At 73.0% G+C, this 22,372-nt stretch carries 17 protein-coding genes, 1 pseudogene and 1 riboswitch; of the genes and pseudogenes, 13 read left to right on the forward strand and 5 right to left on the reverse strand.

Going from position 1 to position 22,372, the window contains the following annotated elements; all coding sequences use genetic code 11:
- Positions 1-5 precede the first annotated feature (5 nt).
- On the forward strand, positions 6-1,436 hold the full coding sequence (locus tag IO33_RS0132050) for a dihydrolipoyl dehydrogenase family protein (RefSeq protein WP_031171480.1): 1,431 nt from the start codon (positions 6-8) through the stop codon (positions 1,434-1,436).
- A gap of 8 nt (positions 1,437-1,444) precedes the next feature.
- On the opposite strand, the gene IO33_RS0132055 is transcribed toward IO33_RS0132050, so the two are convergent.
- On the reverse strand, positions 1,445-2,089 hold the full coding sequence (locus IO33_RS0132055; protein WP_031171482.1) for a peptide deformylase: 645 nt from the start codon (positions 2,087-2,089) through the stop codon (positions 1,445-1,447).
- A gap of 132 nt (positions 2,090-2,221) precedes the next feature.
- On the opposite strand from IO33_RS0132055, the gene IO33_RS0132060 reads away from it, so the two are divergent.
- From IO33_RS0132060 to IO33_RS0132070, 3 genes are read left to right on the forward strand one after another with little or no spacing between them, the layout of a single operon-like run.
- On the forward strand, positions 2,222-3,622 hold the full coding sequence (locus IO33_RS0132060; RefSeq protein ID WP_031171484.1) for a PepSY-associated TM helix domain-containing protein: 1,401 nt from the start codon (positions 2,222-2,224) through the stop codon (positions 3,620-3,622).
- Between the two features lie 36 nt (positions 3,623-3,658).
- Positions 3,659-4,057, forward strand: a complete 399-nt coding sequence (locus tag IO33_RS0132065; RefSeq protein ID WP_031171486.1) for a BlaI/MecI/CopY family transcriptional regulator — start codon at positions 3,659-3,661, stop codon at positions 4,055-4,057.
- 6 nt (positions 4,058-4,063) lie between these two features.
- Positions 4,064-4,993 (forward strand): M56 family metallopeptidase, encoded by a 930-nt coding sequence (locus tag IO33_RS0132070; protein WP_031171488.1) that lies wholly within the window; start codon positions 4,064-4,066, stop codon positions 4,991-4,993.
- Positions 4,994-5,071: 78 nt separating this feature from the next.
- On the opposite strand, the gene IO33_RS0132075 is transcribed toward IO33_RS0132070, so the two are convergent.
- Positions 5,072-5,419, reverse strand: a complete 348-nt coding sequence (locus tag IO33_RS0132075) for a tetratricopeptide repeat protein (RefSeq protein ID WP_031171490.1) — start codon at positions 5,417-5,419, stop codon at positions 5,072-5,074.
- Between the two features lie 126 nt (positions 5,420-5,545).
- Between IO33_RS0132075 and IO33_RS46155 the strand changes: the two genes are divergently transcribed.
- Positions 5,546-8,773: an ATP-binding protein gene (locus tag IO33_RS46155; RefSeq protein ID WP_051927096.1), complete on the forward strand. Its 3,228-nt coding sequence runs from the start codon at positions 5,546-5,548 to the stop codon at positions 8,771-8,773.
- A 65-nt stretch (positions 8,774-8,838) separates the two neighbouring features.
- Positions 8,839-10,251 (forward strand): FAD-binding oxidoreductase, encoded by a 1,413-nt coding sequence (locus IO33_RS0132085; protein ID WP_031171494.1) that lies wholly within the window; start codon positions 8,839-8,841, stop codon positions 10,249-10,251.
- A 16-nt stretch (positions 10,252-10,267) separates the two neighbouring features.
- Here the strand turns inward: IO33_RS0132085 and IO33_RS0132090 are convergent, their stop codons facing one another.
- On the reverse strand, positions 10,268-10,588 hold the full coding sequence (locus IO33_RS0132090) for a GYD domain-containing protein (RefSeq protein WP_031171496.1): 321 nt from the start codon (positions 10,586-10,588) through the stop codon (positions 10,268-10,270).
- 319 nt (positions 10,589-10,907) lie between these two features.
- On the opposite strand from IO33_RS0132090, the gene IO33_RS0132095 reads away from it, so the two are divergent.
- Together IO33_RS0132095 and IO33_RS0132100 are read left to right on the forward strand one after the other, a co-directional pair.
- On the forward strand, positions 10,908-11,888 hold the full coding sequence (locus IO33_RS0132095; protein ID WP_167349487.1) for a LysR family transcriptional regulator: 981 nt from the start codon (positions 10,908-10,910) through the stop codon (positions 11,886-11,888).
- A 146-nt stretch (positions 11,889-12,034) separates the two neighbouring features.
- Positions 12,035-13,633 carry a M4 family metallopeptidase gene (locus IO33_RS0132100; protein WP_031171499.1) on the forward strand — a complete coding sequence of 533 codons (1,599 nt, stop codon included), beginning with the start codon at positions 12,035-12,037 and terminating at the stop codon, positions 13,631-13,633.
- Between the two features lie 459 nt (positions 13,634-14,092).
- On the opposite strand, the gene IO33_RS0132105 is transcribed toward IO33_RS0132100, so the two are convergent.
- Complete coding sequence (locus IO33_RS0132105; RefSeq protein ID WP_031171501.1) at positions 14,093-14,920, reverse strand: oxidoreductase; 828 nt, start codon at positions 14,918-14,920, stop codon at positions 14,093-14,095.
- Positions 14,921-15,015: 95 nt separating this feature from the next.
- On the opposite strand from IO33_RS0132105, the gene IO33_RS0132110 reads away from it, so the two are divergent.
- The 3 genes from IO33_RS0132110 to IO33_RS0132120 all read left to right on the forward strand — a co-directional run bounded on the left by IO33_RS0132110 (position 15,016) and on the right by IO33_RS0132120 (position 17,405).
- Positions 15,016-15,468, forward strand: a complete 453-nt coding sequence (locus IO33_RS0132110; RefSeq protein ID WP_037686506.1) for a MerR family transcriptional regulator — start codon at positions 15,016-15,018, stop codon at positions 15,466-15,468.
- An 82-nt stretch (positions 15,469-15,550) separates the two neighbouring features.
- Positions 15,551-16,360: an SMI1/KNR4 family protein gene (locus IO33_RS0132115; RefSeq protein WP_031171505.1), complete on the forward strand. Its 810-nt coding sequence runs from the start codon at positions 15,551-15,553 to the stop codon at positions 16,358-16,360.
- An 86-nt stretch (positions 16,361-16,446) separates the two neighbouring features.
- A riboswitch (guanidine-III (ykkC-III) riboswitch) is annotated at positions 16,447-16,514 on the forward strand.
- A gap of 12 nt (positions 16,515-16,526) precedes the next feature.
- A complete protein-coding gene (locus IO33_RS0132120; protein ID WP_031171507.1) occupies positions 16,527-17,405 on the forward strand; it encodes an MBL fold metallo-hydrolase in 879 nt (292 codons plus the stop codon).
- A gap of 179 nt (positions 17,406-17,584) precedes the next feature.
- On the opposite strand, the pseudogene IO33_RS50640 reads toward IO33_RS0132120, so the two are convergent.
- Positions 17,585-17,686: pseudogene (locus IO33_RS50640) on the reverse strand (VOC family protein); the annotation flags it as partial.
- 337 nt (positions 17,687-18,023) lie between these two features.
- Between IO33_RS50640 and IO33_RS0132125 the strand changes: the two are divergent.
- Entirely contained in the window at positions 18,024-20,948 is a 2,925-nt protein-coding gene (locus IO33_RS0132125; RefSeq protein WP_245235936.1) for a SpoIIE family protein phosphatase, read from the forward strand.
- A gap of 170 nt (positions 20,949-21,118) precedes the next feature.
- A complete protein-coding gene (locus tag IO33_RS0132130; RefSeq protein ID WP_031171511.1) occupies positions 21,119-22,216 on the forward strand; it encodes a PP2C family protein-serine/threonine phosphatase in 1,098 nt (365 codons plus the stop codon).
- The last annotated feature ends 156 nt before the right edge of the window (positions 22,217-22,372 follow it).

The following is a 22,372-nucleotide window of genomic DNA, read 5'->3' on the forward strand; positions in this document are numbered from 1 at the left end:
ACCCCATGACGGAAACGGAAACCATCGCGTACGACGTCGTGGTGATCGGGGGCGGACCCGTGGGGGAGAACGTCGCCGACCGGACCCGCGCGGCCGGACTCAGCACCGCGGTCGTGGAGAGCGAACTGCTCGGCGGCGAGTGCTCCTACTGGGCGTGCATGCCCAGCAAGGCCCTGCTCAGGCCGGTCATCGCCCAGGCCGACGCGCGCCACCTGCCCGGCCTGGCCCAGGCCGTCCAGGGCCCGCTCGACACCCCGGCCGTCCTCGCCCGCCGGGACGAGTACACCTCCCACTGGAAGGACGACGGCCAGGTCGCCTGGCTGGAGGGCACCGGCGCCGACCTCCACCGCGGCCACGGTCGCCTCGCCGGACCCCGTACGGTGACCGTGACCGCTCCCGACGGCACGGTCACGACCCTCACCGCCCGGCACGCCGTCGCCGTCTCCACCGGCACCCGCGCCCAGCTCCCCGACCTTCCCGGCCTTGCCGAGGTGAGGCCCTGGACCAGCCGCGAGGCCACCAGCGCCAAGGCCGCCCCCGGCCGGCTGATCGTCGTCGGCGGCGGTGTCGTCGCCACCGAGATGGCCACCGCCTGGCAGGCCCTCGGTTCCCGGGTCACCCTGCTGGTGCGCGGCAAGGGCCTGCTGAACCGGATGGAGCCGTTCGCCGGGGAACTGGTCGCCGAATCGCTCGCCGACGCGGGCGCCGACATCCGCACCGGCACCTCCGTGGAGTCCGTCCGCCGTGAGAACGGCACCGTCGTCGCCGTCACCTCCGCCGGCGACCGGATCGAGGCCGACGAGATCCTCTTCGCCACCGGGCGCGTCCCGCACACCGACGACATCGGCCTGGACACCGTCGGCCGGGAACCCGGCTCCTGGCTGGACGTCGACGACACCCTCCGCGTCACCGGCACCGACTGGCTGTACGCCGTCGGTGATGTCAACCACCGTGCCCTGCTCACCCACCAGGGCAAGTACCAGGCACGCATCGCCGGCGCCGCCATCGCCGCCCGCGCGGCCGGCGACCCCGTGCTGGACGAGTCCTGGGGCGCCCACGTGGCCACCGCCGACCACCACGCCGTACCCCAGGTCGTGTTCACCGACCCGGAGGCCGCCGCGGTCGGTCTCTCCCTCGCCGAGGCCGAACAGGCCGGGCACCGCGTCCGCGCCGTCGACGTCGAGTTCTCCTCGGTCGCGGGCGCCGGCCTGTACGGCGACGGCTACAAGGGGCGCGCCCGCATGGTGGTCGACCTGGAGGACGAGATCCTGCGCGGCGTCACCTTCGTCGGTCCCGGCGTCGGTGAACTCGTCCACTCGGCGACCGTCGCCGTCGCCGGCCGGGTCCCGGTCAGCCGGCTGTGGCACGCGGTCCCGTCGTACCCGACGCTGAGCGAGGTGTGGCTGCGGCTGCTGGAGGCCTACCGGGACAACTGAGCCCGGAATCAGGGGAGTTCGAAGCCGAGGGCCTCGGCCGCCGCCCGCGGTGTCGGCTGGGCCCACAGGGCCGCCACCGCCTCGTTCGTGGACAGGGAGCGCGGCTCGGCGCGGTCCAGGTAGAGCGTGCCGTCCAGGTGGTCCGTCTCGTGCTGGACGATCCGGGCGGGCCACCCGGTGAACAGCTCGTCCAGCGCGCGGCCGTGCTCGTCCTCGCCGCGCAGCCGCACCTCGGCGTGCCGGGCCACCACCGCCTGCCAGCCCGGCACGCTCAGACAGCCCTCGAAGAACGCGACACGCGCGGTGCCGACGGGCTCGTACACCGGGTTGACCAGGACACGGAACGGCTGCGGAACCCGGCCCCGGGCCACCGCGACCTCCTCCGGCACCGGCGCCGGATCCTCGATCACCGCGATCCGCAGGGGCACGCCGACCTGCGGTGCGGCGAGGCCCACCCCGGGGGCGGCGTGCATGGTGGCGCGCAGAGCCTCGATGAAGCGGGCGAGCAGGGCGGGGCCGAGCTGGCCGTCGTACGGCTCGGTGCCGCGCCGCAGCACCGGCTGCCCGGCGGCGACGATGGGCAGGGGGCCGCCGGCGGCGAGGAGTTCCTCGACCCGCTCGGCGAGCGGTGCGTGATCACGGGGAGGTGCCATCGCGTCAGCATGCCATGCCCTCCCGGCACCCCCTGTGGCACAGGTCACCAACACCCCGGGGAACTCCGCCCCTTGGCGGTCCGACCACTGGACCGTCCCCGCTCGCGCCCCCGCCTCCCGGAGAACTCCCCGATGACCTCCGCTCCTCCCGCCCCCAGCGCCGAGGCGTCCGGCCCCGGCGCCCGCAGCCGCTGGGCCCCCCTGCGCCCGCTCGTCCTGCGCCTGCACTTCTACGCCGGTGTGCTCGTCGCCCCCTTCCTGCTGGTCGCCGCCGTCACCGGACTGCTGTACGCGGGCTCCCTCCAGGCCGAGAGACTCGTCTACGGCCATGAGCTGACCGTCCCCGCCGGGAAGACCCCGCTGCCGGTCTCCGCCCAGGTCGCCGCCGCCCGCAAGGCCCACCCCGAGGGCGCCGTCGCGGCCGTACGCCCCTCGCCCGAGGCCGGCGCCACCACCCGCGTGCTGCTCTCGGGCGTCCCGGGCGTCGACCCGGAGCACACCCTCGCCGTCTTCGTCGACCCGTACACCGGCAAGGTCCGCGGCGCGCTCGAACAGTACGGCTCGACCGGCGCGCTGCCGCTGCGCACGTGGATCGACGGGCTCCACCGCGATCTGCACCTCGGCGACACCGGCCGCCTCTACAGCGAGCTGGCCGCCAGCTGGCTGTGGGTCATCACGGCCGGCGGGCTGGTCCTGTGGTTCTCCCGCCGCCGCGCCCTGCGCAGGGTCCGCGGCACCGGCGGCCGGCGCCGCACCCTCGGACTGCACGGCACGGTCGGGGTGTGGACCGCCGCCGGATTCCTCTTCCTGTCGGCGACCGGGCTGACCTGGTCGGCGTACGCCGGTGCGCACATCGACGAGCTGCGCACCTCGCTGGGCCAGGCCACCCCGTCCGTCTCCGCGTCCACGACCGCGGGCGAGCACGCGGGCCACGGCACGGCGGCCGGCCCCGGTGGCGCTCCCGGACGCGGTGCCGGCCTGGACCAGGTGCTCGCGGCGGCCCGCACCGCGGGTCTGGGCGACCCGGTGGAGATCGTGCCGCCCGCCCACGGGCACAGCGCCTACGTCGTGCGGCAGATCCAGCGCAGCTGGCCCGAGAAGCAGGACTCCGTCGCCGTCGACCCCGTCACCGGCAAGGTCACCGACGAACTCCGGTTCGCCGACTACCCGGTGCTCGCCAAGCTCACCCGCTGGGGCATCGACCTGCACACCGGCGTTCTCCTCGGTCCGGTCAACCAGATCGCCCTCGCCGTGCTCGCCGTCGCCCTGATCCTGCTGATCCTGTGGGGTTATCGCATGTGGTGGCAGCGCGGGCGCGGCTCGGCCTTCGGCCGGCCCGTGCCGCGCGGCGCCTGGGCGGAGGTGCCGCCGTACCTCCTGGTCCCGGCACTCGCCGCGGTCGCCGTACTCGGCTGGTTCGTGCCGCTGCTCGGCATCCCGCTGGCCGCCTTCCTCGCCGCCGACATCGTCCTGGGGGAGATCGCGCACCGGCGGGGACGCCGTACCTACGGGGGTGCGCCCGGCATGAAGTAGCGTGGTCCGACACGCCGACGCCGGAGGGAGACGGAGATGGCTCGGGAAGACGGCCGGGGCCGGCGGCGCGGGCAGGGCGAGCTGGAGGGCCAGGTCCTCGGCGCACTGCGCGAGGCGCACGGACCGGTCACCGCGGCCTGGGTGCGGCAGCACCTCGGCGGCGACCTCGCCCACACCACCGTCGTCACCATCCTCACCCGGCTGCTCGCCAAGGACGTCGTCGCCCGCGAACGGCACGGCCGCTCCTTCCTATGGACGCCGACGGGCGACGTCGCCCGGCTCGCCGCCCTGCGCATGCGCCGCCTGCTGGACGGCGAGCGGGACCGCGAGGCCGTCCTGGCGAGCTTCGTCACCGCCCTGCCGCCGGGCGACGAAGAAGTCCTGAGGGCACTGCTCGACGCCCCGCACGCGGACGGCGCGGGTACGGAAGACTGACCGCCCATGGGGGTCTTCGTCTTCCTGCCACTGGTGCTGCCGCTGTCCGCGTGGCCGGTCGCCCGGCTCGCCGAGACGCGGCTGCATCCGCGCACCGCGACCCGGCTGCTGACGGCGGTCGCCGTCGTCATGGCCGGCTGCAGCACGCTCTGCCTGGCCCTGCTCATGGTCGTCGGCACCGCCCAGCTGCCCGGCAACCCGCTCCCCGACGGCTGGTCGGACCCGCAGGTACGGGCCGCCGTCCCGTACGACGAGATCGCCGGCCGGGCCGCCATCCCGGCCCTCGCCCTGGTCGCCGCCGCCTGCGCCCGCTCCCTGCTCCGGCACCGCCGGGTCACCCGCCGCGCCCGCCGGGCCGTCGCCGCGCTGCGGGGCCCGACGGTGGCGGTGCTGCCCGACAGCACCCCGTACGCCTACGCCCTGCCCGGCGGCCGGGGCCGGATCGTCGTCAGCACCGCGCTGCTGGCCGGGCTCGCTCCCGCCGAGCGGCGCGCCCTGTTCGCCCATGAACGCGCCCATCTGACGGCCCGCCACCACCGCCATCTGCTCGCCGCGCACCTGGCCGCCCGCGCCAACCCGTTCCTGCGGCCCCTGCGCACCGCCGTCGTCTACACGGCCGAGCGCTGGGCGGACGAGGAGGCGGCCCGGGCGGTCGGCGACCGGCGTACCGTCGCCCGCGCCATCGGCAGGGCCGCGTTGCTCCTCGCCGGCACCCCCGCGCCCACCCTCGCAGCGCTCGCGGCCACCGGTCCCGTGCCGCGCCGGGTGGCCGCGCTGCTGGCCCCCGCACCCGTGGCCCGTACCTGGCCGCCGGCCTGCACCTCGGCCGGCCTCGCCGTGTGGGGCGCCGCCGCCGGGGCGCTGGTGTCCGCGATGTCGTCGGCGAACTCCGCCGTCACCCTGTTCCTGATCCTGCACGCGACGGCCTCGCTCTGACGCCGGGCACCCGCCACCACCGCGCGCGGTCATGCCGAGGGCCCGGTTCCGTGCCGGAACCGGGCCCCTCCGTACGGCTCACTTTCGCGGGAAGTCGCCCGCGAGTGCCGAGGCGATCCGCAGCTGCCGCTCCGCCTCCTCGTGCCGGCCCTGCCGCTGGAGCGTGCGGCCCAGCATCAGCCGGGCGTAGTGCTCCACCGGTTCACGTTCGACGATGAACCGCAACTCGGCCTCGGCGCGGCGCAGTTGGGCCGAGTGGTAGTAGGCGCGGGCCAGCAGCAGCCGGGGTCCGGTCTGCTCCGGCGCCTCCTCGACCAGCCCGGTCAGCACCCGCGCCGCGCCGGCGTAGTCCTTGGCGTCGAAGAACCGCCGCGCGCGCTCCCAGCGCTCGGCCGGCGTGCCGTGGTCGTAGTACGTGCTCTCCACCTGGGTCTCCACTCGTGACCTCCTTCGGCGGGCACAACGGGAGCCAGTTGTTGAATATTCCACCAACTGTTCCGCGCGGGGGAAACCGTCCCACGGTGAAGCGGTAGCCTGCTCGTGAGGGCAGCCATGGCCGATGAGGTGAGCATCCGGCTCCTCGGCGGGTTCGCCGTGGCGGTCGCGGACCGCCCGGTCGCCGCCGGGGCGTGGCGGCTGCGCAAGGCCCGGAGCGTGGTGAAACTGCTGTGCCTGTCACCGGGCCACCGCCTGCACCGGGAGCGGCTCTACGACCTTCTGTGGCCGGGCCTGGACCGGCCGGCCGCCGCCAACAACCTGCACCAGGCGCTGCACTCGGTACGGCGTGCCCTGGCCTCCGCGGGCGCCTCGGGCGATGTCGTCGTCCTCCGCGACGACATGGTGCTGCTCGGCCCGGACGGCGGCGTGCACATCGACCTCGACGCGTTCGACGAGGCCGCCCGGCGGGCCCTGGCGGACGGCGCGACCGCGGACTACCGTGCCGCGCTCGCCCTCGCCGCGGTCGGCCTGCTGCCCGAGGACCGCTACGAGCCCTGGGTGAGCGAGGCGGCCGAGGCGCTGCGGACGCGGCGCACGGCGCTCCGGCTGGGCCTCGCCGAGGCGCTGGAACACGATCACCAGGAGGCCGACGCGATCGAGGTGCTGCGGACCCTGATCGCCGACGACCCGCTGCACGAGCCCGGCCACCGGGCCCTGATGCGGATCCTGGCCGCCGCAGGCCGCCGCCGGGAGGCGCTGACCGGCTACGAACAGCTGCGGGACGCGCTCCGGCGCGACACCGGCGCCGACCCCGACCCGCGGACCCGCCGCCTCTACCGCGAGCTGCTGGCCGACTCGGTCGAGACGCCCGCGCAGCCCGGGGACGACGCCCGGCATCCGCTGCCCGCGCCCGCGACCGCCCTCATCGGCCGGGAGCGTGAGATCGCCGAGGTGGAGCACCTGCTCGCCCGCGGCGGACTGCTGACCCTCACCGGGGCCGGCGGCTGCGGCAAGACCCGGCTCGCGCTGGCCGTGGCGGCGCGCCGGGGCGAACACTTCCGGGACGGCGCCTGCTTCGTGGACCTCGCCGCACTGGCGGAACCCGACCTCGTGCCCGAAGCCGTCGCCTCCGCGCTGGGACTGCACCTCCCGCCGTCCGGCGACAGCCTGGAAAACCTGGTCGCACAGCTCGGTGCCCGGGAGATGCTGCTGGTACTGGACAACTGCGAGCACCTGATCGACGCGTGTGCGTCGCTGGCCGCACGGGTCACCGCCCGCTGCCGGGGCGTGTCCGTCCTCGCGACCAGCCGGGAGGCACTGCGCAGTTACGGCGAGCGCACCTTCCGGGTGCCCTCGCTCGGGCTGCCGGATCCGCGCCGGCTGCCCACCGTGGCGGAACTGGGCCGTTTCGCCTCCGTCCGGCTGTTCACGGAGCGCGCCGCCGACGCCGACCCGGGATTCCGGCTGTCGCCGCAGAACGCGGCGGCCGTGGCCCAGATCTGCTTCCGGCTCGACGGGATGCCCCTGGCCCTGGAGCTCGCGGCGGCCCGGGTGCACGTCCTGGCGCCGCGTCAGATCGCCGAACGCCTGGACGACGCGCTGGCGCTGCTCAGCCGGGGCACCCGGCACGGCGTGACGCGGCAGGAGACACTGCTGGCCACGCTGGAGTGGAGCCACCGGCTGCTCGACGACGAGGAACGGCGCCTGTTCCGGCGGCTGGCGGTCTTCGCGGGCGGGTTCTCCCTCGCCGCGGCCGAGGACGTGTGCGCGGACACCGCACAGGACACCGCCGTGCTCGACGTCCTGGGCCGGCTCGCCGACAAGTCCCTGGTCTCGGTGGAGGCCCGGCAGGACGAGGTCCGCTACCGGCTGCTCGAGACGATCCGCCAGTACGCCGCGGACCGTCTGCGGGCCGCCGGGGAACAAGCGGCCACCGAGGCCCGGCACCGGCGCCACTACCTGGCACTCGCCGAGGCCCGGGACCGCGAGCCGCCCACAGGGGTCTCGGGAGCGGCGTCGCTGGAACTGGAGGCCGACCACGGCAACCTCCGGGCCGCGCTGCGCTCCCTGCTGCGCCACGAACCGGACGACGCGCTCCGCCTGGCCGCCGCCCTGCGCTCGTTCTGGCCGGAACGCGGGCACCTCGCCGAGGGCCGCCGGTGGCTGGAGGACGCCCTGGCCGCCGCACCGGAGCCCTCCCCGCAGCGGGCGCGGGCGCTGATGGGGCGGGCCGTGCTGGCGATCCGCCTCGGGGACGGCTCCCCCCTGGAGGACATCGCCGGGCAGCTCGTCCGGATGCACCAGCGGCGGCCGGACCCGGCGGCGCTGGCGTACGCGCACGGACAGCAGGCGGTCCTGCTCTGGATGAGCGGCGCGTGGGACGGCGCCAGCACCGCCCTCGGACTGGCCCGCACCCTCGCCCACGAGGCGGGCGCCCCCGCGGTCCTCGCCGCCGCCGCGCACCTGGAGGGCGTCTGGGCCGTGTGCCGGGGCGAGGGCCGCGCGGCTCGCCGGGCCTGCGCGGAAAGCATCCGGCTGCTGGAGGACGTCGAGGCCGGCACCGAACCGTTCTTCCCGGTCATGACACCGGGCTACGCGGTCGGGACCGACACGGCCGGGCAGGTGTCGCTGTTCTTCGAGGAGACGGTCCTCGCCGGCCGCACGGTCGGCCCGGCGCGGGCACGCGGGTACGCCCTGGCCAACCTGGCATGGGCGGGCCGCCTGGACGATGACCCCGGCTCAGCCGTCGCGGCGGCCGAACGCAGCGCCGACTGCTTCCGCGCGCTCGACGACCCGCACGGGGAGTCCCTGGCTCTCAACGTCCTCGGCAACGTCCACCGCGGCCACGGCGACCACGACACGGCCAGGAAGCACCTGGAGACGGCGCTGGCGATCAGACGCCGGCTCGGCGACCGCCGGGAGGAGGGCATCACCCTCGGTTGCCTGGGCCTGCTCCACCTGGCCGAGGGCGACACCGACGGCGCGCGGGCGACCATCGCCCGGGCCCTCGCCGGCTTCGAGGAGACCGACGACATCCCGGGCGCCACCAACAGCCTGCTCCACCTCTCCCTCGTCGCCCGGGCCGCCGGTGACCCGGCGCGGGCCCGTACGCTGCTGACCCGCGCCCAGCGCCTGGAGCACATCGCCGGATCGCGCCCCGCCGCCGGATGGGCCGCCCTCATGCTGGCGCAGCTGCTGTGGCGGGCGGGCGACCGCGAGGCCGCCGACGCGGCGGCGGCCCGGGCGGGTGACCTCTTCGCCCACTTCGGCGACACCCGTGGCCAGGCCGTCCAGCGGCGCTCGACGCCCCGGGCACCCACCGGCAAAGCGGCTGCTGAGTGACTGCTAAGAGAGGCTCCCTACGGTCCTGGGTGTCAGCGAAAAGCACGCACACCAAGGAGCCGACCATGTCGATCGACACGGCCCGGGGCATCCTGGGGGACGCCACCCTCGCCGAACTGGAGACAGGCCTGCGCGGCAGCGTCGTCCGTCCCGGCGACGCCGAGTACGACCAGGCCCGCGCGGTCTGGAACGGGGCCCACGACAAACACCCGGCCGTGATCGTGCGCTGCGCCGGGACCGCGGACGTGATCCGTGCCGTCGAGTTCGCCCGCAGCCAGGACCTGCTCGTCGCGGTGCGCGGCGGCGCGCACAGCATCGCCGGGTTCTCGACCTGCGACGACGGGATCGTCATCGACCTGTCGCCGATGAAGGGCGCCGTCGTCGATCCCGCACGGCGCCGGGTGGTCGCCCAGGCCGGCATGACCTGGGGGGACCTCGACCACGAGACCCAGGCCTTCGGACTCGCCGTGACCGGCGGCCTGGTGTCCACCACCGGCATCGCCGGATTCACCCTCGGCGGCGGGGTGGGCTGGCTGCTGCGCCGCCATGGGCTGGCCTCCGACAACCTGACGGCGGCCGAGGTGGTCACCGCGGACGGCCGCGTGGTCCGCGCCGCCCCGGACGAGCACCCCGAGCTGTTCTGGGCCCTGCGGGGCGGCGGCGGCAACTTCGGCGTCGTCACGTCCCTCGAGTACCAGCTGCACCCGGTGGGCCCGCAGGTCCTGGCCGGCCTGATCGTCTATCCGCTCGAAGAGGCCCGGCAGGTCGTCACCGGCTGGCGTGCACTGATCGGCGACGCCCCCGACGACCTGACGACACTCGTCAACCTGACGACGGCGCCCCCGCTGCCGTTCCTGCCCGAGGAGGTCCACGGCACCCGCGTGGTGGCCGTACTCGGCATGTACGCCGGCGACCTGGCGGCCGGCGAGGCGGCGGTCGGTCCGCTGCGCACGCTCGGGACGCCCGTCGCCGACGTCATGGGCCCCATGCCGTACACCGCGATGCAGTCCCTGCTCGACCCGCTGTGGGCGGCCGGCGCCCCCACCTACTTCACGTCCGCGTTCATCGAGCCGTCCGACGCCGCCCTCGACGCTCTGCTGCGACGGCACCTGACGACACCCACCCCGTTCAGCGAACTGCACCTGCACCAACTGGGCGGTGCGTTCGCCCGTGTTCCGGCCGAGGCCACGGCCTTCAGCCAGCGGGAGGCGAGCGTGCTGTGCAACGTGATCGCGCGGTCTCCCGACAGGGTGGGTTTCGACGCCCGCGTCGCCTGGGCCCGCGGAGCCCGCGAGGAGATCGCACGCCACGGGCACGGGGCCATGTACGTCAACTTCACCGGTGACGCCGCCGAGGACAAGGTGCGCGCCTCGTACCCCGACGCGGTGTACGAACGGCTGGTGAGCGTGAAGGACACCTACGATCCGACCAACCTGTTCCGCCTCAACCAGAACATCCGCCCTTCGGCGTCGGTGTGACCGGGGCTCGGGGGGTCTACCGGCCGGGTGCGCGGAAGGGCACCCGGCGGCGGGCGGCCTCGTCGACCTCGTCGAGGGTGAGCAGGGGTGTGGCCCGGGTGGTGAGGGCGCCGCTGGCCTTCACGGTGAGGCTGACAGCGGCCATGGACACCGGGTCGGGGAAGTCGACGATGAGCACGATGTCGTCCTCCCCGAAGGCGAAGTACACGGCCTCGACCTGACCGCCGAGGCCGGCGACGACCTGGTCGACGGCCGCGCGGCGGCCGCTCGCGCCTTCTTCGAGCAGCCCCTTCGCGCCCTCGGGTGTGTAGGTGGCCTGGATGAGGAACTTCGGCATCGGGGGCTCCCTGACCGTTGACGTGTCCGGTACCCAGAGGGGCTTCCCGTGCCGCATCGGCCGCCGCTCACCGCACGCCCGGTTTCACCCGTTGGAAGGCGTGGCCCCAGGACATGATCACCGCGCGGAACGCGGTCCCCTCTCCCGGCTGCCCGAGCGGCACCGGGCACCGGTATGTCCGGCTCGGAACCCGAGGTTTTACCGTTCCGTGGTTGCCGCCCGCACAGGCCCGGCACACCCTTGATCACCACTGCCGTCGGGCAACGTGTTCTGCTGGTCACGGGGGTTCGGGTGCCCCCGCGCTGAGCGGGGAATGGTCATGCACCTCGAGTTCCGGCACCTCCGTATCCTGCTCACCGTCGCGGAGGCCGGCAGCATCCGCAAGGCCGCCGCACGGCTGCAGCTCTCCCAGCCGGCCACGAGCGCTCAGCTGAAGCGGATCGAACACGAGCTCGGCGGCCCGCTCTTCGTCCGCGGCGCCGACGGGGTGAAGCCGAACGAGAACGGCCAGTACGTCCTGCGCTGCGCCCGTGACCTCGTCGTCGGCTTCGACCGGCTGCGCGAGCACGCGCGCTCGGCGGCCGAGACGGACAGACAGGCCACCGCCCCGCTGCGGGCGGGCGGAACCGCCGGCTCCCTGATGTCCCTGCTGGTCTCCGCGCTCTTCGAACTCGTCCCGGAGCGACGGCTCACCATAGACGCCCGCCGCTCCGTGCACACCCTGGTGAAGGCACTGGGCCTGGCGAAATGCGACATCGCGGTGTACGGCGAGTTCCCCGGATTCCCCCTTCCGGCCGGCGAGTCGGTGGCGACGCGCACCCTGCTGCGCGAGCCGGTCTTCGTCCTGCTCCCCGAGGACCACCCGCTGGCGCGCCAGGAGACGGTCAGCCTCGCCGAGCTGGCGGGCGAGGACTGGGTCATGCCGGAGGCCGACGAGAGCGGTGTGCACGCGTACCTCCATCTCACCTGCCAGTCGGCGGGATTCACTCCGCGCATCGCCCATGTGACGCCGGATCTGTCCGTGGCGCAGATCCTGGTCGCCGGCCGGCGTGCCGTCTGCGGCGTGTGGCCGACCGCCGATGTCGCGGCCCAGGGCACCGTGCAGCGGCCGCTCGTGGGCGTGCCCTTCCACCGGCGGCTGCTGCTGGCCTGGAACAGGGACTCGGTTCCGCCCGAGCTCGCCGACGCGGCGTGCGAGCGTCTGCTGGCCGGATATCTGTCGCTGGTGCGACAGCGGCCGCAGTACCTGGCCTGGTGGGAGGACGGAGGCCGGGGGTTCGCCCTCGGCGAGCGCGGGTGACCGGACGGGCCGCGGCTCCCCCCGCCCTATAGCTCCGTCGTTATAGCCCAGATGAAGTCACGTCAGGGACATGTCACCTGTTGAACACTTCGCGTCAACGTCTCAGGACGTCGTCACCCCACGACGAGCGAAGGAATCACCCCGTCATGCCCCGTCCCCTTCTCGCCCTTTCCGCGGTGGTCGCCGCCGGTGCCCTCACCACGGGTGCGATGGCCGTACCCGCGCACTCGCAGACCCGTGCGGTGCGCGGAACCTCCGTCCGCGACACGGCGATATCCCACGCCAAGGCCAACGTGACCCGGCACGCCGACATCTTCGGCTTCGGCCCGGGCCAGAGACTCAGAGTGAAGGACGTCGTCGTCGACGCCGACGGCACCCAGCACGTGCGCTTCGAACGGACCTACCGCGGCCTCCCCGTCGTGGGCGGCGACTTCGTCGTCCACCAGAAGGCCGACGGCTCGCTCAAGGGATCCACCCGCGCCAAGGCCCACCGGGTGGCGGTCGGTTCCGTCACTCCCGCCGTCGGTGCCAAGGGCACCGCAGCCAGTGCCCTCAAGCGCTCGCGCGGGTCGGTGCACAAGGCCACATCCTCGCCCCAGCTGATCGTGTGGGCCGCCGACGGCACCCCCCGGCTGGCCTGGCGCACCACCGTGCAGGGCGTGGGCGACAAGGGCCAGCCGCACGGCGAGGTCTTCGTCACCGACGCCACCACCGGCGCGGCGATCGAGCACTACTCCGCCGAGCGCGAGGCGACCGGCACCGGCCACTCCGAGTACACCGGTGACATCTCCATCGACACCACCCAGCAGGCCGACGGCACCTTCGCCCTGATCGACCCGGTGCGCGGCCACATCACCAAGGACGCGCACAACCTGTCGTCCTCGTCCCTGAAGAGCTCCTCCGGCACCGTGTTCACCGACGCCGACGACATCTGGGGCGACGGGAGGAAGTTCTCCACCGACCGCGCCACCGCCGCCGTCGACGCGCACGCCAACACCGCCGAGACGTTCGACTACTACAAGACGACCTTCGGCCGCAACGGCATCAAGAACGACGGCCGCGGCGCCACCGTCTTCGTCCACGTCGGCACCAACTGGGACAACGCCCAGTGGTCGGACTCCTGCTTCTGCATGATGACCGGCGACGGCGACGGCACCACCGACCCCGAGCAGGTCGACCTCGACACCATGGGCCACGAGATGACCCACGGCGTCACCTCGGCCACCGCCAACCTCCGCTACAGCGGTGAGTCCGGCGGCCTGAACGAGGCCACCAGCGACATCCTCGGCACCATGGTCGAGTGGTACGCCGACAACCCGGTCGACACCCCCGACTACCTCTTCAGCGACCAGTCCACCCCGCCGTGGCTGCGCCGCTTCGACAAGCCGTCCCTGGACGGCCGCTCCGCCGACTGCTGGTCGAAGTCGGTGGGCCGCCTCGACGTGCACTACTCCTCGGGCGTCGGCAACCACTGGTTCTACCTCGCGAGCGAGGGCAGCGGCGCCAAGACCATCAACGGGGTCTCCTACAACAGCCCCACCTGCAACGGCTCCACCGTCACCGGCATCGGCAACCAGAAGGCCTCCGCCATCTGGTACCGGGCGCTGACCGTCTACATGACCTCCACCACGGACTACAAGGGCGCCCGCACCGCGACTCTGAACGCGGCCAAGGACCTCTACGGCGCCACCAGCCGGGAGTACGCCACCGTGGCGGCGGCCTGGAGCGCGGTCAACGTCTCCTGACGCACCGCCCGATCCGCGAAGAGCCGGCCCGGACGGCGAGACCCGTCACAGCCGTCGTCCGGGGCGGCAGCCCGCGCCGCCCGTTCCCCGACCGCCTGCACCGTGTCCCTCCTCGGCCGCCGCTGCGGACGGCGTCGTACCGCGGCGACCTGCACCTCCTGGTCGAAGCGCCGGACGGGACGTCGGCATCCTCGACGATCATGTGGCTCGACGAGGTGAACAGCACCGCCGAGTTCGAGCCGGCCGGCACGCATCCCGACCACCGGCGGCTGGGGCCGGCCAGGGCGATGCTTCTGCACGGGATGCCTCTGGCACGCGCGGCCGGGGCCACGCACACGACGGTCGCCTGCCTCGGCGTGCCGGGTCATCCCGAGGCGCGCGGGCTCTACCACGGCGTCGGGTTCCGGGAGTTCACGCCGGGACGCGCCGCTCATCAGGACCAGGACCGCGGGCTGAGACTCAGACGGTGGTGGACAGCGCCACGTGCCGCCACTCGTCGAGTTCACGGCGCACCAGATCCAGCTTCGCCTCGACGCGCTCCACCGCGTCCGCGCCCAACTGCAGGCGCAGCGGGGGCTCGGCGACCTCGGTGACGTCGACGATGGCCCTGGCCCCCTTCGCCGGATCTCCCGGCTGACGGCCGTCGTTCCCGGCCAGTGCCTCGCGCACCGGCCCGGCGCCGGCATCGTAGTCCGCGATGGAGGCCGGTTCGACCTGGATGCTGGAGCTGTTGAGGAAGTCCGTGCGAAACCCGCCCGGCTCCACGATCGTGACGCGGACGCCCAGCGGTGCGAGTTCGCCGTGCAGCGCCTCGGAGATGCCCTCGAGGGCGAATTTCGAGGCCCCGTACAGGCCCACGGCCGGAGCGGTGGCGAAGCCGCCCACGGAGCCGATGTTCACGACATGTCCCGATCGCTGGGCCCGCAACGTCGGCAGGGTCGCCCGCAACGTGTTGAGCACGCCGAACACGTTGACGTCGAACAGATCCCGGACAGCCTTGTCGGAAGCCTCCTCGATCGCGCCCACGAGGCCGTAGCCGGCGTTGTTGACCACGACGTCGATCCGGCCGAACTCCGCCAGAGCGGCCTCCACCGCGGCCGTCAACTGCTCCGGCTCGGTCACGTCCGCCTTCACCGCCAGCAGCCCCTCCGGCTTCCGCGGGTAGGCCCGGAGCACCGCCGACACGTCCCTCGCCGTGGCGACCACGCTGTGCCCCCGCTCCAGCGCCTCACGGGTGATCTCCGCGCCGAGTCCACGCGCCGCACCGGTGACAAACCACACGCTCATTGCTCTCCCGAGTTCCGATCGCCTGATGGGCCAACAGCTCGACGCTAGAAGCTAGAGTCGGGTCTAGATCAAGCGCTGTGTGACGGGGGTCGCTCATGGATCTGAGCATCGGTGAGGTGGCGGAGCGCAGTGGGCTGAGCGTTCACGCCCTGCGGTTCTACGAGCGGGAGGGCCTGTTCGCCAACCCGGTGCGCCGCCTGTCCAACGGCCGTCGGATCTATCACGAGGAAGATCTGGAATGGCTGGCGATCTGCACGAAGCTGCGCTCCTCCGGCATGCCACTGGCGATGATCAGGCAGTACATCGAGCTGGTCCGGCAGGGCCCGGGCAACGAGCATGAGCGGCTGGAGCTGCTGCGCCGCCACGAAAGCCATGTGGAGGGGCGGATCCGGGAGTTGCAGGAGAGCCTGGCCGTGATGCGGTACAAGGTGAGGATCTACGAGGAGCATGTCGCCCGCGGTGAGGCCGACCGGCTCTGGAATCCGTCCCACCCGGATGCCGCCCGGACCGACTCTCACCAGGAGTGCCGTCCGCCGCAGGGCGCGTGACGGTCCCGGCGGTCGCGGAGTCGTGATGGTCGCTCGCAGGACGGTCCGGCCGTTGTCGGTGCGGTCCGCTCTACTGTCCGCCATGGAGCTCACCCAAGCGAACGTCAGCGACCTGCTGGCCCGGCTCGGCCCGGTGAACGACTGGATGTACCTGCCCGGCGACCTGGATCTGCAGGAACTGACCGACCTGCTCGGCGGCAGGTACGGCGCCTCGCGCACCCTCGTCCTCGACGGCTTCACCGATCCGACGGCCGACGAGTCCAGGGGCGCGGCCCTCCTCGTCCCCTTCGAGGACCGGGCCGTGACCATACGGGCGTGGGCGTACGGGGACCAGTGGGTCGGTACGGGTACGGCGCGGGACGCGGAGGGGATCGTGCGGCCGGTGCTGGTGGTGGCTCACCGGGAGGTGCCCGCGGAGGTGCCCGCATCCTCGGCGGTCGCTTCGGACGAGGACGTCGACTGGACGGAGCGGCTCGTCCGGATCACCGGGTGGACCCAGCCCGCCCAGCGGCCCGACGTGGACTGGGCGGAGGCGGAGTCCCGCCTGGGCACCGCGCTGCCGAGCGACTACAAGCGCATGGTCGAGACGTTCGGCAAGGGTGCCTTCGACGGATTCCTGGACCTGAACCAGGTGCCGTGGACGGATTTCCGGGAGGACGGCCTGTTCGTCTGGGCGAGCACGGAGCACGAGAACCTGTACTGCTGGAGGGCCGACGGCGACGACCCCGACCACTGGCCCGTGGTGATCCGGTCCTGCGACGGCGAGGACGTGCCCTTCGACTGCCAGACCGCGGAGTTCGTCTGCCGCATCCTCACCGACCCGCACCACCCGTTCACGATGGCCTGTTTCTTCGACACCCACTGGTTCATGAACTACCGGCAGAGCAGCTGAACCGCACCGCCGGCGGCATCCGCGGCCAGGCCGGCCGGCGCCTTCGGACGAGGAGAGGGGCCGGTCAGCGCCGTGGTAGCGTCACCGCGGAGGCGCACAGGTGCCTGCCCCGGACGAGATGTGCGCCGTACCCGGCCCGCCAAGACGACGCACTCGTGGAGGCGTCATGGACACGGGCAGCGCTTGCATCGACTTCGCCGGCCGGGTTCCCCCGTCCCGCGGGCTGGACGTCCGCTGGATCCACGGCTCGCCGTCGGCCAAGCACAACACCGACCCGGACATCCAGGTCCACGCGTACGACGAGCACACGTACATCCTGCGGCAGAACATGGCGATCGACTACGAGGCGCCGTTCCTGTTCCTGCTGTTCGGAAACGCCCGGGCGGTGTTGATCGACACCGGCGCCACCGCTTCCGCCGCGTTCTTCCCCCTGCGCCGGGTGGTCGACGAGCTCATCGACGGCTGGCTCACCCGAAACCCCCGGCAGGGGTACCACCTGCTGGTGCTGCACACCCACCCGCACGGCGACCACATCGCGGGCGACGGCCAGTTCGCCGACCGCCCCCGCACCACGCTGGTCGGCGCCGACCTCGCCACCGCCTGGAGCTACTTCGGATTCGACGAGGATCCCACCGGTGTGGCACGCGTCGATCTGGGAGGCCGCGTGGTCGAGTGCCTCGCCACCCCGGGGCACCACGAGGCGGCGGTCACGTTCTACGACCCGTGGGCCGGGTTCCTGCTCACCGGCGACACGGTCTATCCCGGCCGGCTCTACGTCCAGGACCGGTCCGCCTTCGCCCGGACCATCGACCGCTTGATCGAGTTCTCCGAACGCCGACCGGTCACCCACGTTCTGGGCTGCCATATCGAGATGACCAACGCACCGGGCGTGGACTACCCGGTGCGCACCACCTACCAGCCCGACGAGCCACCCCTCCAGATGACCACCGCTCACCTGCACGAGATCCGCGCCGCGCTCGACGAGACCGGCGCCCGGCCGGGCCGACACGCCTTCCCCTCGTTCGTCATCTGGCCGGCCGAGTAGCCGCCGTACGACGGGGCCCTGCCTGGCGTCGTCAGGTGCGAGGTGTCCGCCGGCGCCAGAACTGGTCGGTCCAGGGGCCGTACTCCTCGACCTCGATCAGCGTTTCGTAGTCCCGCAGGCCTCACGGGGCGGGACGCCGCTGACCGAATGGGTCAGCAGCTGCGCCCCGTTGGTCCCTGCGGCGGCGAGATGACGTACCCCGGCACCTCGCACCAGAAGCGAGCCACGCGCTCGGGTTCCGCGCAGTCGAAGGTGACTTGGAAGTGCCTGATCAATGGCAGGGGCTGTGTCAGCTGGTATTGCTCTGCCCATGAGGCCTCAACGGCGACAGAGAGTGAGTCGACGCCACATACGGTCGATCTATTGCGGAAACCTGTAAGAGCGGGGTTAAATCGCCGAAATTCATTCGGATTAGGATGTATTAGACCGATATGGATCACACGGTCCGTATGCGATCACATCCAGCCCAGTGAACAGCCGAGCGATGAGCGGAGGCGAGAGTCGGCCGTGGTGAACACCAGAGGAAGCGATGCGCATGACATCGGCTCGTCCACGCCCCCCACTCCCCGTCCGCTGCACCAGCCGCGAGGACTGCGGACCATACAGACCCTGCGCCCCTTGGAACGCCACCGCATGCGGATGCGGCTGCTCGACGCCGTGGACGAGGACCGGCACGATGTCGAGGTGCTGCTGACCGCGCTCCAGCAGGCCGTGGCCGAGGTGCAGGGTCTGGGCGGCATGGTGCATCTCCCCGGCGGTGGCATGAGCGGCATCCTCTACCTGGTCGCCGACAGCGGCCTGCCGGAGTCGATGACCCGGCCCTGGCTGATCATCCCGGCACGGGGCACGGCGCCGCCCAGCACGGCCGCCCGCGACGACACCATCGCCTGGCAGCCCGACCTGGCCCCGCCCGACCCGGTGCCCGGCCGGGACCCCGCCGCCCTGTGGCCTTCCCGGCTGCCCGCCGGGATGGGTCACCTGGCCGTCCCCGTTCCGGGCGGCGGCCGGCGCCGCGGCGCGCTGTCCGTCCTCTTCGCCCGGGGTGACGAGCCCGGGGCCGCGGAGTGCGCGTTCCTGAACGAGGTGGCGGCCTGGATGTCCGGCAGGCTCCGGTCGTCCGGGATCCTCAACCCGTCCCCCGCCCTGCTGCGCGCCCTGGAGAACGGTCCGGGGCCGCGCAAGACCGCACCCGCGTGGGACGTGGAAGGGGTGCCCTCCCTCACGTACACCTGGGACCTGCGCACCGGCGAGCTGACCTCCGACCGGCCCGTCGAGGAGGTGCTGGCCGGCATCGATCCCGCGGTGATGACCGGCGGCATCGAAGCGTGGGCGGAGCTGATCCACCCGGACGACCTGCCGAGGGCGGTAGCCGGTTTCGACACGGGCATCCAGCTGCGCGGCGGCTTCCAGAACGAGTACCGCGTACGGCGCCAGGACGGCACGTACCTCTGGATCGAGGCCCGTGCCCGGACGGTCACGAACGAGGAGGGGACGCCGGTCAAGGTGATCGGCACCCTCCGGGACAGCAGCGAGACGCACGCCGCCGCCGAGTCGGTGGGGCGGGCCCTGCGGCACATGAGCGACGGCTTCGTCTCCCTGGACACGGACTGGCGCATCGGATTCCTCAACCAGGCCGCCGAGCGGCTCCTGGGCGCCGCGGGGGATGTCGCCGGAGCAGTGCTCTGGGACCTTCCCGCGGTACGTGCCGTACCGGGGCTGGAGGAACGCTGCCGGGCCACGGCGGCCGAGGGCCGGCCGGCCGGATTCGACGTACCGGGGCCGGACGGGACGTTCTGGTACCACCTGCGGCTGGTGCCGGTACCGGAAGGCCTCACGCTCTACATCACCGACACCACCGAGCGGCATCTGCGCGAGGCCGAGCGCGCATCCGCGGAGCGGGCGGCCGAGGAGCGGGCGGCCCTGGTGCAGCGGATCACACGGGAGCTGGCGGAGGCCGTCACGGCCCAGGACGTGATGGCGGCGGTGGCCGACGGCGTGATGACACCCCTGGGGGCCACCGGACTCATCATGCTCGGTGCCGTCGGCGACCGGCTGACCGTGGTCGGCTCCCGGGGATACGCGGAACGCTTCACCCGGCTGCTGGACGGCGAGTGGACCGTGGGGGACACCTCGAACCCGGTGGGGGACGCCCTGCGAACCCGCACCCCCCTCTGCATCTCCTCTCCGGAGGAGTTCCTGCAGCGTTACCCGGCAACGAAAATCCTGGTACGGGAGGACGGCAAGCAGGCGTGGGCCTTTCTCCCCCTGGCTGTCTCCGGGCGCGGGATCGGCGCCGCGGTGATCTCCTTCGGCCGGCCGCGGGTGCTGGACGATGACGAACGAACGCTGCTGACCGCGCTCAGCGGACTCATCGCACAGGCCCTGGAACGGGCCGGGCTCTACGACGAGGCGACGACCCGGGCCCGCACCCTCCAGCGCAGTCTGCTGCCGCAGGCACTGCCCGAGCTGCCCGAGGTGACGACCGCGGCGCGCTACCAGCCGGCCAAACAGGGAGCCGACGTCGGCGGCGACTGGTACGACGTGATCCCGCTCTCCGCGGCCCGGGTGGCGCTCGTGATCGGCGACGTCATGGGCCACGGCATGGCCGAGGCCGCCACCATGGGCGGGCTCCGCACGGCCGTCCGCACCCTCTCGGAGCTGGAGCTGCCACCCGACGAGATCCTCGACCACCTCAACGACATCGTCGGCGAGCTGGGCACCGATGCCTTCGCGACCTGCCTGTACGGCGTCTACGACCCGGTGACCCGGCTTCTGTCGTACGCGAGCGCCGGCCAGCCGCCCCCCGCGGTCGCCCACCCCGACGGCACCGTCACCTTCCTGTCCATGGCCCCGGACCCGCCCCTGGGGGTGGCCGCTCCGCCCTTCGAAACCCGCGAGACCCTGCTGCCGGCCGGCAGCCTGCTCGCCCTCTACAGCGACGGCCTGGTCGAGAGCAAGGCCAGGGACGTCACCACGGGCATGAGCCACCTCGCCGAGCTCCTCTCGCGGTCCGTGAACGCCATGCCGGCCTCCCCGGCCGACGCGTCCGACCTGGACGCTCTCTGCGCCGCCCTCACCTCCGCGCTCCTGCCCGCCCACGGCGCGCTGAGCGATGACGCCGCCCTGCTGCTGGCCCGCACCCACCCGCTGGACGCGCAGAACATCGCCGAGTGGCCGCTGCCGGAGGACCCGATGGCGGCGAGCCAGGCCCGCGAGCTGGTCCGCGCCCAGCTCGACGACTGGGACCTGGCCGACGAGGACCTGGTCATGACCACCGAACTCCTGGTCAGCGAACTGGTCGGAAACGTCGTGCGGCACGCCTGCGGCCCCATCCGGCTGCGCATGCTCCGCAGCCGCGCACTGATCTGCGAGGTCTCCGACGCCAGCCTGACCACGCCGCACATCCGCCACACCTCCGCCACCGACGAGGGCGGCCGCGGCCTGCAGCTCATCTCCGCACTCTGCGAGCGCTGGGGCACCCGCCACACCCGCACCGGCAAGTCCATCTGGACCGAACAGCCCCTCCCCGAGCTCAGTCGGTGACACAGCGGCGGCACCGGCCGCGGACGGCCCGACGGAGCGCCCGCACCGGCCGCGGACGGCCCGGCGGAGCGCCCGCACCGGCTCTGCGGTGACCGACAGATGCTCCAGCGGAGGACGACCTCTGATCCGCCAGAGCGCTATGCCCCCCTTGCGTAGATATTCTGTGAAGTGTGATCGAGTCTGGACGGCCGCGGCTCCGTCGCAGCTACGGCCGGGGGAGTTTCGTGCGGCTGTCGCCGGTCATCCTGACCGTCGTCATCGCCAGCCTGGCGTACGCCACGCCTCCGGAGATGGCCTTCAGCCGCCTCCTGCCCGCGGCGCCGGCCCTCGCCGCCGCCATGTGGCCGGTGCTCCCCACCATCCTGCTGGGAACGGTCTGCCTCTTTCTGATGATCGGTCTCAGCCTCGTGTTCCCCGGTCTGGGGACGTGGTGGACGGCTGCGGGGATCATCGCGGTCACCGTGGCGGCCGCGTACGGGAGCCATGTCCGGCTCCAGCGGGAGCGGACCCTCTTCCAGGTGCGGCTCGTCGCCGACGCGGCGCAGCAGGTGGTGCTGAGTCCCATGCCGCGCCGCTTCGGGAGCGTCGAGGTCGAGTCCCTGTATCTCGCGGCCGCGGCGGAGGCCCGTATCGGCGGGGACTTCTACGAGGTGGTCGACACGCGCTACGGGGTCAGGCTGCTCATCGGTGATGTGCGGGGCAAGGGCCTGCCGGCCGTGGGAGCGGCCGCGGCGATCGTCAACGCCTTCCGGGAGGCGGCCTACGGCGAGGCCGACATCGTCAGCGTCGCGCGCAGGCTGGACGCCAGCAGCACCCGGTACAACGCCGCCTTTCCCCCCGAAGGGCCGATGGAGCGCTTCGCCACCGCCCTTCTCGTCGAGATCCCGCACGAAGGCAGACGTATCGAGATCCTCAACTGCGGACACCCCCCGCCGCTGCTCCTGCACCGCGGGGAACTCCGTGCCCTTGAACCCACCACCCCCTCGCCTCTGCTCAACCTCGCGGAGCTGATCGGCGATCACTACACCGTCGACACCTTCGACTTCGCCCCAGGCGACCTGTTGCTTCTCTACACCGACGGGGTCGCCGAGGCCCGCGCCCACGACGGAGAGTTCTTCCCGCTGGCGGCCTGGATGCGCCGACAGCCCCCGACGCCACCCCATGAGCTGCTCACGGCTTTGCACCGCGACCTCCTCGACTACAGCAGAGGACGCCTCGACGACGACATCGCCGCCCTCGCCGTGCGCCTGCGTGAGCCCTCGGAGTAGGCCCGGCTGCAGTTCCGCGCGGTGCCGGTGCCCGAACTCGCAGGGTCAGCCGACAGTTCTGCGTCGTGAACGGCACGCGTGCGTCCCGCCGGGCCTGCTGGGTGACGGGCCGTCGGCCTGGCCGTGTCCGGACCCGGTGGCCGCGCGGCCACCGGG

The sequence above is a fragment of the Streptomyces durhamensis genome (genome assembly GCF_000725475.1).
Lineage (GTDB): Bacteria > Actinomycetota > Actinomycetes > Streptomycetales > Streptomycetaceae > Streptomyces > Streptomyces filipinensis.